This window comes from Pseudomonas sp. GW821-FHT07F05, assembly GCF_059418765.1.
In genome coordinates this window covers 1-14,609 of the sequence record NZ_JBWKQL010000022.1, presented here as the reverse complement: position 1 = coordinate 14,609, position 14,609 = coordinate 1, and the positions used below count along the sequence as shown (strand labels likewise).

Genomic DNA, 14,609 nt, shown 5'->3' with positions numbered 1-14,609 from the left:
TGCTCGCGAAGACTGAATTTCAGGCGCCGAATATTCGGCGGAGACACTTGCCGCCTCGCGAGCAAGCTCACTCCTACACTTAGCACTTGCAACACCCGAAACAGGTTGTAAAACCGGACCCTTGGAGAGATCGATGAAAACGCTCTGGCACCACTGTCACGCAGCAACCATGGCGAACGGCACGTACTCGATCATCGAGGACGCCGCCATCGTGACCGATGCAGCGCGGATCGTCTGGATCGGTCCTCTCCACGCGCTGCCGGACCAGGGCGACGTCAAGCGCGTCGACCTGAACGGCGCATGGGTGACGCCCGGCCTGATCGATTGCCACACGCACACGGTGTTCGGCGGTAACCGCAGCGGCGAGTTCGAGCAGCGTCTGCAGGGCGTAAGCTACGCGGAAATCGCGGCAGCGGGCGGCGGCATTGCCAGCACCGTGCGCGCCACCCGCGCCGCCAGTGAAGAAGAGCTTTACGCCAGCGCTGAACGTCGTCTGCTGCACCTGCTCAGGGACGGCGTGACCACGATCGAGATGAAATCCGGCTACGGCCTGGACCTCGCCAGTGAACGCAAAATCCTGCGGGTGATTCGCCAGCTGGGTGAAAACCTGCCGGTCACCGTGCGCAGCACCTGCCTCGCCGCCCACGCCTTGCCGCCGGAGTACAAAGACCGCGCCGACGACTACATCGCCCACATCTGCAGCGAAATGCTGCCGGCGCTGGCGGCGGAAAATCTGGTGGATGCCGTCGATGCGTTCTGCGAATACCTGGCGTTCTCGCCGGCCCAGGTCGAACAGGTGTTCATCACCGCCGGCCAGTTGGGCCTGCCGGTCAAGCTGCACGCCGAGCAGTTGTCCTCGCTGCACGGCTCGAGTCTGGCGGCGCGTTATCAAGCGCTGTCGGCTGACCATCTGGAGTTCATGACCGAAGAAGACGCCATTGCGATGGCGGCCTCGGGCACGGTGGCCGTACTGCTGCCGGGGGCGTTCTACTTCCTGCGCGAAACTCAGTTGCCGCCGATGGAGGCCCTGCGCAAACACGGGGTGAAGATCGCCATCTCCACCGACCTCAATCCGGGCACGTCGCCGGGTCTGTCGCTGCGGCTGATGCTGAACATGGCCTGCACACTGTTCCGCCTGACCCCGGAAGAAGCCCTGGCCGGCGCAACTGTCCACGCAGCACAGGCGCTGGGCATGGCCGAGACCCATGGCTCACTGGAAGTTGGCAAAACGGCGGATTTCGTTGCCTGGCACATCGAACGGCCCGCCGACCTCGCCTACTGGCTGGGCGGCGATCTGGGCAAACGCGTCGTGCGTCATGGCGTGGAACGCACTCTCTAATCAGGGGAATACTGTGGACAAGGTTCTGAGTTTCACTCGCGGTCGCGTACCGCTGCTGATCAGCATGCCGCACCCGGGACTGCACCTGACGCCCGCCGTGCGGGACGGTCTGGTGGATGAGGCCGTGAGCCTGCCGGACACCGACTGGCACATTCCGCGCCTGTATGACTTCGCGTCAGACCTCGGCGCCAGCGTGCTTTCGGCGGAATATTCGCGCTTCGTCATCGACCTCAATCGTCCGTCCGACGACACGCCGCTGTACGCCGGCGCGACCACCGGGCTGTTCCCGTCGACGCTGTTCGAGGGCGATCCGCTGTTCAAAGAGGGTCAGGCGCCGAGCAAGGAAGAACGCGCGACTTATCTGGAGAAGATCTGGACGCCCTATCACGAGACGCTACGCGGCGAGCTTGAACGTCTGCGCGCCGAGTTCGGTTATGCGCTACTGTTCGACGCGCATTCCATTCGTGGGCACATTCCGCATCTGTTTGACGGTCGTCTGCCGGACTTCAACCTCGGCACCTTCAATGGCGCGAGCTGTGATGAAGCGCTGGCCCAGCGTCTGGATACCGCGTGCGCTGCCGCGAAGAACTACAGCCATGTGCTCAACGGGCGCTTCAAGGGCGGCCACATCACCCGCCACTATGGCGACCCGGCCAACCACATCCACGCCGTGCAACTGGAGCTGGCGCAAAGCACGTACATGGACGAGTTCGTGCCCTTCCACTACCGCCCTGACCTGGCTGAGCCGACGCAGGTGGTCTTGAAAGGGCTGCTGGAAGAAATGATTGCGTGGGGGCGTGAAAAGTACGGGAAGTAGACCCGGCTTGATGATTCTCATGGTGGGACCGGCTTCAGCCGGGAAGAAGCCAGTTTGAGCGCCATCAGTTTTGCGGCATTGCACCTGACGCCTTCCCGGCTAAAGCCAGTCCCACTGGATGCGCACGCGGCGTTAGCGAGACCGCCTTTAGCCGGGAAGAGGCCTGTCTGGGCACCATCAGTCTCCTGATGGTGAGCGTTACTTCTTCAACAGCCGCAAGCCGTTGGCCACCACCAGCAGACTGACGCCCATGTCGGCAAACACCGCCATCCACATGGTCGCCATCCCGGCAAAGGTCACCGCCAGAAAGATCAGCTTGATCACCAGCGCCAGCGCAATATTCTGCTTGAGCACCGCCGCCGTGTCCCGCGACAGGCGAATAAACGTCGGGATCTTGCGCAGGTCATCGTCCATCAACGCCACGTCCGCAGTTTCGATGGCGGTGTCCGTGCCCGCTGCCGCCATGGCAAAACCGATCTCCGCCCGGGCCAGCGCCGGCGCATCATTGATGCCGTCGCCGACCATGCCCACTCGGTGGTTCTGCGCGTACAGGGCTTCGATGGCTTGCAGCTTGTCGGTCGGCATCAGATTCCCCTGGGCCTGATCGATGCCCACCTGAGCAGCGATGGCCTTGGCTGTGTGCGGGTTGTCGCCCGTCAGCATCATCGTCTTCACGCCCAGCGCATGCAGCTGCTCGATGGCCTCGCGGCTGCTGTCCTTGACCGTGTCGGCGACCGCAAACAACGCCAGCGGGCCGGAGGCGTCGAACAGCAGCACCACGGTTTTGCCTTGGCTTTCCAGCGCTTCAAGTTGCGCTTCCAGTTCCGGCGAGCAATACCCGGCGTCATGCACCAAGCGGTGGTTGCCCAGATGGTACAAACGCCCTTGCACTTCGCCCTTCACGCCAAGCCCGGCAAGGGCTTCGAACGCCTCAACCGGCAAGTGGTTGCCGTCCTGAGCCGCCTTGGCGATGGCTTGAGACACGGGGTGATCCGAGCGACCGGCGAGGCTTGCCGAGATCGCCAGCGCCTGCTCACCCAGTGACTCGTTGAGCAACAAGTAATCGGTCTGCACCGGCTTGCCGTGGGTGATGGTGCCGGTCTTGTCGAGGGCCAGGTAATCGAGCTTGTGGCCCATTTCCAGGTACACGCCGCCCTTGACCAGAATGCCTTTGCGCGCCGCCGCCGCCAGACCGCTGACGATCGTCACCGGCGTGGAAATCACCAGCGCACACGGGCACGCGACCACCAGCAACACCAGGGCGCGGTAGATCCAGTCAAACCACACTGCCCCCATGAACAGCGGTGGGATGATCGCAATCCCCAGCGCCAGCGCGAACACGGCGGGCGTGTAGATCTTTGAAAAGCTGTCAACGAAACGCTGGGTCGGCGCGCGAGCACCCTGGGCCGCCTCGACGGCATGGATGATCCGCGCCAGCGTCGAGTTGTTGGCAGCGGCGGTCACTTTGTACTCCAGTGAACCGGCCTGATTGATCGTGCCAGCAAAGACCTTGTCGCCTAAGGTCTTCTCGACCGGCAGACTTTCGCCCGTGATCGGGGCCTGATCAATGCTCGATTGGCCGGCAACCACTTCACCGTCCAGCCCGATACGCTCACCCGGCTTGACCCGGACGACGCTGCCCAACGCAATATCTTTGACCTCAAGCTCAAGCCACTCGCCGTTCTGCTGCACGGTCGCGGTTTCCGGCGTCAGCTGCATCAGACCGCCAATGGCGTTGCGGGCACGGTCCAGGGATTTGGCTTCGATCAGCTCGGCGACGGTGAACAGAAACATCACCATCGCCGCTTCCGGCCACTGCCCGATCAGCACCGCACCCGTGACGGCAATACTCATCAGCGCGTTGATATTCAGATTGAAGTTTTTCAGGGCGATCCAGCCCTTTTTGTACGTGGTCAGGCCGCCGCTGAAAATGGCGATCAGCGCAACGACGGCGACCACCCAGGTGGGCGCGGCATTGGTGAAGTGGATGACTTCCGCAGACAACGCCGCGACACCCGACAGCGCCAGCGGCCACCACGGTTTGTTGGCAGGTGGCAGCGAGGCTGTTTCCTTGTCGGCGCCCTCTTCGATCAGGTCCGCCTGCATGCCCAGCGAGCCAATGGCGTCGCGAATGGGATCGGTGGACGGCAGCTCATGCCACACGCCCAGCACGCGATTGATCAGGTTGAATTCAAGCTTCTGAATGCCCTTCATCTTGCCGAGCTTGTTCTGGATCAGCGTCTGCTCGGTGGGGCAGTCCATGGCTTCGATGCGGAAGCTGCTCAGTTTTCCATCGGCATTTGATGCGCCATCGATGGTCACGACGGCGGGCGCGCTGTCGTGGGAGCAGCAGGCGTGGGCGGCATGGTCATGCACGGGCGTGAGTTTGGTTTGCTCGTGTTCATGACCGGCGTGATCGTGCCCAGCGTGATCATGGGCGGAATGGTCATGCCCTGCGTGATCGTGCTCGGCATGGTTGTGCGAGTCGTGGGCAGGCTTGTGCGATGAAGATGTGGGTACAGAGTCACTCATGGATTGAGTCTCTAAATGTGCGTGTTGCCAAGTGAACACCCTGTAGCCACTATAGGGTCAAGCGTCCTTATCGAGATCTTGCACATGAACCCTTCATTTAAAATCGGCGAACTGGCAAAGCTCACGGATTGCCCGGTGGAAACCATCCGCTATTACGAGCGCGAGGGCCTGCTAAGCGAACCCGCGCGCAGCGACGGCAACTATCGGCTGTACACCCAGGAGCACGTCGAACGCCTGACGTTCATCCGCAACTGCCGCAGCCTGGACATGACGCTGGACGAGATCCGCAGCCTGCTGGCGTTGCGCGACAGTCCGCGGGACCAGTGCGAGAACGTCAACGCGCTGATCGACGAACACATCCAGCACGTGAACGCCCGCGTCGCGAGCCTGCAAGCGCTGCAGGAGCAACTGGTCGACCTGCGCCAACGCTGCAGCGAAGGGGCGCCGGATCACTGCGGGATTCTTGATCGACTGGAGATCAGCGGGAGTGTCGTGGCAGCGGACGTCGAACACTCCCACGTAGGCCGCAGCCACGGGCATTGAGAGGCTAAATGCGGCTTTTAGTAGGACCGGCTTCAGCCGGGAAGAGACCAGTCTGCGCACCATCACTTTTGCGGTGAGGCATCCGACGCCTTCCCGGATAAAGCCGGTCCCACAGGGAATATGCGGTATGTTAGTGGGACCGGCTTTAGCCGGGAAGAGGCCATTGGGAGCAACATCACTTTCGCGGTGTGGCATCCGACGCTTTCCCGGCTAAAGCCGGTCCCACAGGGATCAAGCGTTGTGAATACGCTCAACCGCAGCCGCGACCCCAATCCCGTACTCGGGATCAGCCATCGAGCAATGCTCGATGTGCAGCTGAATGATCGGTGCCGACACGCCGCGCAGCGAGCGGGCGGTATTGTCGAACAGCGACTGTTTCTCCCGCGCGTTCATCAAACGGAACAGGTTGCCTGGCTGCGAGTAGTAGTCGCCATCCACGCGGTGGTTCCAGTGAGCGGCCGCGCCTTCGATCGACAACGGCGGCTCTCTGAAATCCGGCTGCTCCTGAAACGCACCCTTGGTGTTCGGCTCGTAAGAGGTCATGCCGCCCCGGTTGCCGTCGACGCGCATCAGGCCGTCGCGGTGGTAGCTGTTCACGTGCAGCGCCGCCCGTGGCGAGTTCACCGGGATCTGATGGTGGTTGACGCTCAAGCGGTAGCGCTGGGCATCGCCGTAGGAAAACAGCCGACCCTGCAGCATTTTGTCAGGCGAGAAGCTGATGCCGGGCACCACGTTGGAAGGCGCGAATGCCGCCTGCTCGACGTCAGCGAAGTTGTTCTCCGGGTTACGGTTCAGCTCGACCACGCCCACTTCGATCAGCGGGTAATCGCCCTTCGGCCAGACCTTGGTCAGGTCGAACGGGTTGATGGGGTACGAGCCTGCCTCCTTCTCCGGCATGATCTGCACGAACAGCTTCCAGCGCGGGAAGTTGCCCTGCTCGATGTTTTCGTACAGATCGCGGTGATGGGACTCACGGTCACGGCCGACCAGTTCCTGCGCTTCTGCGTCGGTCAGGTTGGCGATGCCTTGTTGCGAGACGAAGTGAAATTTCACCCAGAACCGCTCGTGCTGTGCGTTGAGGAAACTGTAGGTGTGGCTGCCGAAACCGTGCATCTCGCGATAGCTGCGGGGAATGCCGCGCTCGCTCATCACGACAGTCACCTGGTGCAGCGCTTCCGGCAGTTGAGTCCAGAAATCCCAGTTGTTCTCGGCACTGCGCATGCCGGTGCGTGGGTCGCGTTTGACAGCGTGATTCAGGTCGGGAAACTTCATCGGGTCGCGCAGGAAAAACACCGGCGTGTTGTTGCCGACCATGTCCCAGTTGCCTTCCTCGGTATAGAACTTGAACGCGAAACCGCGAATGTCGCGCTCGGCATCGGCGGCACCACGCTCACCGGCAACGGTGGAGAAACGGGCGAACATTTCAGTGGACTTGCCGATCTCAGAGAAGATTTTTGCACGGGTGTAGCGAGTGATGTCGTGGGTGACGGTGAAGGTGCCAAACGCGCCGGAACCCTTGGCGTGCATGCGACGCTCGGGGATGACTTCACGATCGAAATGGGCGAGCTTCTCGAGGAACCAGACATCCTGCAGCAGCGCGGGGCCGTGAGGGCCGGCGGTCTGGATATTCTGGTTATCGACTACAGGGGCGCCGAAAGCGGTCGTCAGTTTGTTGCTCATGCGTGTTTCTCCACCAAGGATACTGGCGGGCGACCTCCATTGAGGCCGCCCTGTGTCTGTCCGATGGGGAGAACGATAGGGAAATCGACGCGTTTAAGCTCATTGTCACTGCGCACTGGGCGGATAGGGGATTTCAATCGATTACCGATTGATCAATAGCCTCCGCTCATGAGCGCAGCAGGATTACACCGCTACCGGCGCCTTGATGCTCGGGTCCGCGTCATAACCCACGATCTCGAAGTCTTCGAAGCGATAGTCGTAGATGCGCTCCGGGCGGCGCTTGATGTTCAGCTGCGGCAACTGTCGCGGCGTGCGGGTCAGCTGCGTCGCGATCTGCTCTTCGTGGTTGGAATAAGCGTGGGTGTCGCCCAGGCTGACAATGATCTCGTGGGGGATCAGGTCGCATTGCTGAGCCAGCATGTGGGTCAGCAGCGCCAGCGCAGCGATGTTGTAGGGCAGTCCGAGGAAGACATCGGAGCTGCGAATGTACAACTGCATCGACAGCTTGCCGTCGGCAACGAAGGCCTGGTACAGCAAATGGCACACGGCAAGTGCCTGGCGTCCGGCTTTGACGTTCTCCTGCGGCGACAGCTTTTCGTCCGGCAGGTATTCGGTATTCCAGCCATGGAACAGGATGCGGCGGCTGTTCGGGTTGTTCTTCAGGCAGTCGACCATGTAGTCGATCTGGTTGATCTTGCCGCCATCCTTGGTCGGCCAGCCAGTCCACTGCGCGCCGTATACCGGGCCTAGGTCGCCGTCTTCAGTGGCCCACTCGTCCCAGATGGTCACGCCGTTCTCGTTGAGCCATTTGGTGTTGGTGTTGCCGCTGAGCATCCAGATCAGCTCGTTGGCGATGCTCTTGAAGTGCAGCTTTTTGGTGGTCAGCAGCGGGAAGCCATCAGCCAGATTGTGGCGAATCTGCCGACCGAACACGGCAGTGGTGCCGGTCCCGGTGCGGTCGCCCTTGCGGGTTCCGTTGTTGATGACGTCCTGCAGCAGTTCAAGGTATTGCTTCATGACCAGAGGCCCTCTGTTTCGGAGAATCCGCCGAACCCTTCGGGCCCGGCGTTCAGCAAATGTACCCGGCGCGTCAAGCCGCAGCGTTGTTGGCAGCGGGCGCGCGATGGTAGGCAAGCCAGATCAGCACCAGGCCGCCGATGATCATTGGCAGGCTGAGGATCTGCCCCATGGTGACCCAGCCCCAGGCCAGATAACCCAGCTGGGCGTCCGGTACGCGAACGAACTCCACCACGAAGCGGAAGATCCCGTAGAACAGCGCGAACATGCCGGAAACGGCCATGGTCGGACGCGGCTTGCGGGAGAAGAAGTAGAGAATGACGAACAGGGCCACGCCTTCCAGCGCGAACTGGTAGAGCTGTGACGGATGGCGCGGCAGTTGCGCAGGGTCGGTGGGGAACACCATGGCCCAGGGCAGATCAGTCGGCTTGCCCCACAGCTCGGCGTTGATGAAGTTGCCGATGCGCCCGGCACCCAGACCAATCGGCACCATAGGGGCGATGAAGTCCATGAGCTGGAAGAATGACTTGCCGTTGCGCTTGCCGAACCAGTACGTCGCGATCATCACGCCGATGAAGCCACCGTGGAACGCCATGCCGCCCTTCCACACCTCAAAAATCAGCAGCGGGTTGGCGATGTAGTTGGGCAGATCGTAGAACAGCACGTAACCGAGACGCCCACCGACGATGACGCCCATGGCGACCCAGAAAATCATGTCCGAGAGCTTTTCTTTGGTCCACGTCGGGTCAAAGCGATTCAGGCGACGGGATGCCAGGTACCAGGCACTGCCAATACCGACCAGGTACATCAGGCCGTACCAGTGAATTTGCAGCGGACCGATGGCCACGGCTACCGGGTCAATCTGCGGGTAAGGCAGCATTGCGACTCCTTGAAATAGAAGCGCTCATTGAGCGACGAAGCAGAACTATGCGGCGGCGGTAGCAGGTAGTGCCACCCAATAATGATGAAATCTGATGCAAGAGCGACCGCGATGAAAGTCTCGCACGCCGACGATGTCGCCACGCATGGCGCGGACATCTCTCAAAAACAGTGCGGCATGTTACCGGACCGCGCCAATCCGCTCTAGCAGCGTGCGATGGATGTCGGCGTGCGGGGTGGGTAAAGTGGCGCAAAAAGGAGTCATCCATGTGCCTTATCGTCTTCGCCTGGCGGCCATCTCACGCTCAGCCGCTGATTCTGGCGGCCAATCGTGACGAGTTCTACGCCCGCCCTACTCTGCCGCTGGCCCAGTGGGAAGACGCGCCGCAGGTCTACGCCGGGCGCGATCTTGAAGCGGGCGGGACATGGCTGGGGATCAATGCTGACGGACGTTTTGCCGCTCTGACCAATATCCGCGAACCGGGCAAACCGCCTGGCCACCGTTCGCGGGGCGAACTGGTTGCTCGTTTTTTGACCAGCGATGTGTCCATGGATGAGTATTTGACTGAGATCGCGACGCGGTCGTCTGAGTACGGTGGGTTCAACCTGCTGGTGGGTGATCGTCAGCAGTTGCATTTTCTCAACGGGAACGATCCGGTACCCCGCCGTCTGGAAGCGGGCGTTTACGGGGTGTCCAACGCAGGGCTCGATACGCCGTGGCCGAAACTGGTGAAAGCCAAAGCGGCGCTGTCTGAACATTTGGAGAATCCAGACACTGAAGCGCTGTTTGGCTTTCTCATCGATCACGCGCCTGCGCCAGAGGCTGAACTGCCGAGCACCGGCGTAGGCCTTGCGACGGAAAAGTTATTGTCGAGCGTGTTCATTGCCAGCCCCAATTACGGCACGCGGGCGAGCACGGTGTTACTGGTCAATGCGGACGGCAGCCGGCGCCTGATCGAGCGCAGCTTCGGGCCGTATGGCGGGAGATTGGGTGAGGTGGACCTGGAGATTTGACTCCACCTCTTCCCGGCTGAAGCCGGTCCCACTAAGAGCAGCGCAGCGCCAGCCGTCAATGCCCCTTCACAGACCCCGGATTGATCATCCGCGACAGGCCCAGATTTCTCAGCGCCAGCTGCAACGAGCTGCTGATCACTTGCGGGTTGTCGTTCTTCATCAGCTGGGCCAGCAGGTCCTTGGCCATGCTCAGGTTGATCTGACGCAGCATCCACTTCACTTTTGGCAGGTTGGTGGCGTTCATCGACAGGCTGTCGAAGCCCATCGCCATCAGCAGCACCGCCGCCGCAGGATCACCGGCCATTTCGCCGCAGATGCTCACCGGCTTGCCTTCGGCATGGGCATCGCGCACCACGCTCTGCAAGGCCTGGAGCACAGCCGGGTGCAGATAGTCGTACAAATCCGCCACCCGCGGGTTGTTACGGTCGACCGCCAGCAGATACTGGGTCAGGTCGTTGGAACCGACAGACAGGAAATCCACTTGACGCGCCAGCTCTCGGGTCTGATAGACCGCCGCCGGGACTTCGATCATCACGCCCACCGGCGGCATCGGGACGTCGGTGCCTTCATCGCGGACTTCGCCCCACGCCCGGTGGATCAGGTGCAGCGCCTCTTCGGTTTCGTGGGTGCCGGAAATCATCGGCAGCAGAATCCGCAGGTTGTTCAGGCCTTCACTGGCCTTGAGCATGGCGCGGGTCTGCACCAGGAAGATTTCAGGATGATCCAGCGTGACGCGAATGCCACGCCAGCCGAGGAACGGGTTGTCTTCCTTGATCGGGAAATACGACAGCGACTTGTCACCGCCGATGTCCAGCGTTCGCATCGTCACCGGTAGCGGATGGAAAGCCGCCAGTTGCTCACGGTAGATGGCGAGCTGTTCCTTCTCGCTCGGGAACCGCTGCTGAATCATGAACGGCACTTCGGTGCGGTACAGGCCAACGCCTTCCGCGCCTCGCTGTTGCGCGCGGGCCACGTCTGCCAGTAGACCGGTGTTAACCCACAGCGGCATGCGGTGGCCGTCGAGGGTCACGCAGGGCAATTCACGCAGCGCGTCGAGGCCTTGAGAAAGCTGACGCTCCTCTTCGACGACGACGGAGTACTGCTTGATCAGGATCTCGGAAGGGTTGGTGAAGACCTCGCCGTGATAGCCGTCGACGATCAGCTGGATGCCATCGACTTTCGAGTACGGCAGGTCCACCACGCCCATGACCGTGGGAATGCCCATGGCTCGGGCCAGAATGGCGACGTGGGAGTTACCCGAGCCGAGTACCGAAATCAGACCCACCAACTTGCCTTCCGGCACCTCGCCGAGCATGGCGGGCGACAGCTCTTCGCTGACCAGAATGGTGTTGTCGGGGTAGACCAGGGTTTGTTGACGCGCTTCCTGAAGGTAGGCGAGCAGGCGGCGACCGAGGTCTTTGACGTCCGATGCGCGCTCACGCAGGTAGGCGTCATCCATCAGCTCGAAGCGTTTGACGTGCTCGTTGACCACCGAGCGCAAGGCGCCCTGGGCCCACTGGCCGGTCTTGATGACGTTGGTGACTTCACTGCCCAGCGACGCATCGTCGAGCATCATCAGGTACACATCGAACAACGCGCGCTCTTCAGGACGCAATTGCGTGGCCAACTTCGCCGAAAGGGTACGCATGTCATTGCGAACGCCTTCAAGCGCAGTCTGGAACAGTTTGAGTTCAGCGGTGATATCAGTGACGGTTTTGTCCGGCACGACTTCGAGGTCAGCCGGCGGCAACATGACCAGCGCAGTACCGACCGCAGCGCCCGGCGAACCCGGCACACCGACGAATCGGGCTTCCTGAATGCCTTTGCCCTGACGGCCCAGCCCGCGGATGGAACCGGTGGCTTCCGCGTGGGCGATGACGCCTGCAAGTTGCGCGCTCATCGTCACGAGGAAGGCTTCTTCGCCCTCGTCGAACTGGCGGCGCTCCTTTTGCTGGATGACCAGAACGCCCACAACCCGGCGGTGGTGGATGATCGGCGCGCCGAGGAACGACGCATAACGCTCTTCGCCGGTTTCAGCAAAGTAACGATAGCGAGGGTGATCGGCAGCATTTTCGAGGTTCAGCGGTTCCTCACGCGTACCGACCAGACCCACGAGGCCCTCGTTCGGGGCCATGCTCACCTTGCCGATCGAGCGCTTATTCAGGCCTTCGGTGGCCATCAGCACGAAGCGGTTCGCTTCAGGATCGAGCAAATAGACCGAGCAGACCTGGCTGCTCATGGCCTCTTTGACGCGTAACACAATAATGCCCAACGCCGCCTTGAGATCCTTGGCGGAGTTAACTTCCTGGACGATCTTGCGCAGCGTATTGAGCATGGCTCGGGGTCGAACTCCGTGTCAGTCGCGCGCCAACAGGCGCGGGGCAAGCTCTTTGAGTGCGCGGCGATATACCTCGCGCTTGAATGTCACCACCTGGCCCAACGGGTACCAATAACTGACCCAACGCCAGCCATCGAACTCCGGTTTGCCGGTCAAATCCATCCGCACCCGCTGCTCATTGGAGATCAGGCGCAGGAGAAACCATTTTTGCTTCTGGCCGATGCACAGCGGCTGGCTGTGGGTACGGACCAATCGTTGCGGCAGACGATAGCGCAACCAACCCCGAGTGCAGGCAAGAATTTCAACATCATGCCGTTCCAGCCCGACTTCTTCATTCAATTCACGGTAAAGCGCGTCTTCCGGGGTCTCCTGAGGGTTGATACCCCCCTGCGGAAACTGCCAGGCGTCTTGATTGATGCGCCGAGCCCATAAGACCTGGCCAGCATCATTTGTCAGAATTATCCCGACATTAGGGCGAAAACCATCGGGGTCGATCACGGCTACAACCTCGCAAACGCATGTCGCCGCATTGTTCCACAAAGATCGTGAAGGCAGCAACGAGGCTGGGACAGCTTATCGTGACAACTGCATTAATAGATGCGATCTCTCGGGCAAACCTCGTATTCTTATGCTCTTTTTTCTGATAATTCAGCGAGTAAAGCCCATGCGCCTGGCCCTGTTCGACCTCGACAACACCCTTCTCGGCGGCGACAGCGATCACGCCTGGGGCGATTACCTGTGCGAGCGCGGCATCCTGGACGGCGCTGCCTACAAGGCACGCAACGATGCGTTCTATCAGGACTATCTGGCCGGCACCCTGAACCTGACCGACTACCTGAATTTCAGTCTGGAGATTCTGGGCCGCACTGAAATGGCGCAGCTCGACGAATGGCACCGGGAATTCATGCGCGACTGCATCGAGCCCTTGATCCTGCCGAAAGCCATGGCCCTCATCGCCAAACACCGCGAAGCCGGCGACAAGCTGGCGGTGATCACGGCGACCAACCGTTTCGTCACCGCGCCGATCGTGGCCCGACTGGGCATCGACACCTTGCTGGCGACCGAATGCGAGATCGTCGACGGCCGCTACACCGGGCGCACCACTGACGTGCCGTGCTTCCGCGAGGGCAAAGTGACCCGCCTGAATCGCTGGATCGGAGAGAATGGGTTCAATCTCGATGACAGCTGGTTCTACAGCGATTCGATGAACGATTTGCCATTGCTGGAGCAGGTGGCTAATCCGGTCGCAGTCGATCCTGATGAAAAGCTGCGCGCCGACGCCACCCGTCGCGGCTGGCCGGTGATTTCACTGCGCGATTGAAAGCCTTCGCGAGCAAGCTCGCTCCCACCGGTCTTTATCGGCAGGAACACCTGCGGTAGCGTCAATTTGGATGACTGAGGTTTAGACCGGTTTGGCGCCCATGAGACCGGCAATCGCCACGAAGCAGACGACGCTGAAGATGGCCAGCGCCAGGGTGAAGCGGGAATTACCCACGATGATTGGCCGGCGCAGGCGATTGACTCGCACCGCCAGCCACGCCCAGCTCAAGGCGCCGAAGAGATACAGCACACTCGCCGCCAGCAGCCAGGTCTGTCCCAGCGGCCAGCCGGCGTAGTGGACAAGCCACCAGCCGCTGATTGGCAGGGTCAACAAACACACGCCCATCAGCACCCAGGCAAATGCCCATGGTCGTTGCATGGCGCGGTTCTGCACCTTCGCATCGCCAGCCCGACGGCCGCGCACGATCCACACGACCAGCCCCAGCGCGCAGATAAACAGCAGCACCGTGCTGATGACGTGCAGGATTTTCAGTGCAGCGAAGTGTTCCATTGTGTTCGTGTCCCTGTATGGCTGTGTTTGAAGCGTAGCAGCCAGTCGCATGCCGCTGCTGTTATCCCAGAAACAGCTTGTACGCAGGGTTCCTGGTTTCATCCCAATACGGATACCCAATCTCTGCCAGCGCCTGCGGCACCAGATGCCGTTCATCCTCCGGCACCACCAACCCCGCCACCACTCGGCCATCCGCCGCGCCGTGATTGCGGTAGTGGAACATCGAAATATTCCATTTCCCGCCCAGCTTGTTCAGGAAGTTGAACAGCGCACCCGGCCGCTCGGGGAATTCAAAGCGCAGCACCACCTCGTCGTTGACCCGTTCCGAATGCCCGCCGACCATGTGCCGCAGGTGCAGTTTGGCCAGTTCGTTGTCGGTCAGGTCGAGCACAGGGAAACCCTGTTCCGTGAGGCTTGCGATCAGGGCTTTGCGCGGGTCGGTGTCGGGGTGGGTTTGCACGCCGACGAAGATGTGCGCCTCGCGGTCGGTGTGGTAGCGGTAGTTGAATTCGGTGATCTGCCGCTTGCCAATCGCCTCGCAGAACGCCTTGAAGCTGCCCGGCTGCTCCGGGATGGTCACGGCAATGATTGCTTCGCGGCCTTCGCCCAGTTCAGCTCT

12 protein-coding genes and 1 pseudogene are annotated in these 14,609 nt (G+C 61.2%); 5 read left to right on the top strand and 8 right to left on the bottom strand.

The genetic code is table 11. The features are described from left to right. Window positions 1-133: 133 nt before the first annotated feature. Both hutI and hutG read left to right on the top strand, forming a co-directional pair. On the top strand, window positions 134-1,339 hold the full coding sequence (gene hutI / locus AC07RO_RS26380) for an imidazolonepropionase (protein WP_495087497.1): 1,206 nt from the start codon (window positions 134-136) through the stop codon (window positions 1,337-1,339). A 13-nt stretch (window positions 1,340-1,352) separates the two neighbouring features. Continuing rightward, complete coding sequence (hutG, locus tag AC07RO_RS26375) at window positions 1,353-2,156, top strand: N-formylglutamate deformylase (protein ID WP_282369795.1); 804 nt, start codon at window positions 1,353-1,355, stop codon at window positions 2,154-2,156. Window positions 2,157-2,354: 198 nt separating this feature from the next. Here the strand turns inward: hutG and AC07RO_RS26370 are convergent, their stop codons facing one another. After that, window positions 2,355-4,688: a heavy metal translocating P-type ATPase gene (locus tag AC07RO_RS26370; protein ID WP_495087496.1), complete on the bottom strand. Its 2,334-nt coding sequence runs from the start codon at window positions 4,686-4,688 to the stop codon at window positions 2,355-2,357. A gap of 84 nt (window positions 4,689-4,772) precedes the next feature. Here AC07RO_RS26370 and cadR point away from each other — a divergent pair, with 84 nt between their 5' ends. Then, a complete protein-coding gene (cadR, locus tag AC07RO_RS26365) occupies window positions 4,773-5,231 on the top strand; it encodes a Cd(II)/Pb(II)-responsive transcriptional regulator (protein WP_122533975.1) in 459 nt (152 codons plus the stop codon). 231 nt (window positions 5,232-5,462) lie between these two features. Here the strand turns inward: cadR and AC07RO_RS26360 are convergent, their stop codons facing one another. The 3 genes from AC07RO_RS26360 to lgt all read right to left on the bottom strand — a co-directional run bounded on the left by AC07RO_RS26360 (window position 5,463) and on the right by lgt (window position 8,808). Beyond that, on the bottom strand, window positions 5,463-6,911 hold the full coding sequence (locus tag AC07RO_RS26360; protein ID WP_346627985.1) for a catalase: 1,449 nt from the start codon (window positions 6,909-6,911) through the stop codon (window positions 5,463-5,465). A 183-nt stretch (window positions 6,912-7,094) separates the two neighbouring features. Next, window positions 7,095-7,928, bottom strand: coding sequence for a thymidylate synthase (locus AC07RO_RS26355; RefSeq protein ID WP_495087495.1), 834 nt, complete (start codon window positions 7,926-7,928; stop codon window positions 7,095-7,097). Window positions 7,929-8,001: 73 nt separating this feature from the next. After that, entirely contained in the window at window positions 8,002-8,808 is an 807-nt protein-coding gene (gene lgt, locus AC07RO_RS26350; protein WP_133774815.1) for a prolipoprotein diacylglyceryl transferase, read from the bottom strand. 266 nt (window positions 8,809-9,074) lie between these two features. Between lgt and AC07RO_RS26345 the strand changes: the two genes are divergently transcribed. Continuing rightward, entirely contained in the window at window positions 9,075-9,821 is a 747-nt protein-coding gene (locus AC07RO_RS26345) for an NRDE family protein (protein WP_495087494.1), read from the top strand. A 55-nt stretch (window positions 9,822-9,876) separates the two neighbouring features. Here the strand turns inward: AC07RO_RS26345 and ptsP are convergent, their stop codons facing one another. Continuing rightward, on the bottom strand, window positions 9,877-12,156 hold the full coding sequence (gene ptsP, locus AC07RO_RS26340) for a phosphoenolpyruvate--protein phosphotransferase (protein ID WP_065986723.1): 2,280 nt from the start codon (window positions 12,154-12,156) through the stop codon (window positions 9,877-9,879). A 21-nt stretch (window positions 12,157-12,177) separates the two neighbouring features. After that, complete coding sequence (locus AC07RO_RS26335; RefSeq protein ID WP_062379340.1) at window positions 12,178-12,657, bottom strand: RNA pyrophosphohydrolase; 480 nt, start codon at window positions 12,655-12,657, stop codon at window positions 12,178-12,180. Between the two features lie 166 nt (window positions 12,658-12,823). Between AC07RO_RS26335 and AC07RO_RS26330 the strand changes: the two genes are divergently transcribed. Continuing rightward, entirely contained in the window at window positions 12,824-13,480 is a 657-nt protein-coding gene (locus AC07RO_RS26330; RefSeq protein WP_495087493.1) for a histidinol-phosphatase, read from the top strand. Between the two features lie 81 nt (window positions 13,481-13,561). On the opposite strand, the gene AC07RO_RS26325 is transcribed toward AC07RO_RS26330, so the two are convergent. Both AC07RO_RS26325 and AC07RO_RS26320 read right to left on the bottom strand, forming a co-directional pair. Next, entirely contained in the window at window positions 13,562-13,990 is a 429-nt protein-coding gene (locus tag AC07RO_RS26325) for a DUF2269 domain-containing protein (RefSeq protein ID WP_495087492.1), read from the bottom strand. Between the two features lie 61 nt (window positions 13,991-14,051). After that, a pseudogene (locus AC07RO_RS26320) lies at window positions 14,052-14,609 on the bottom strand (threonine ammonia-lyase, biosynthetic); the annotation flags it as partial.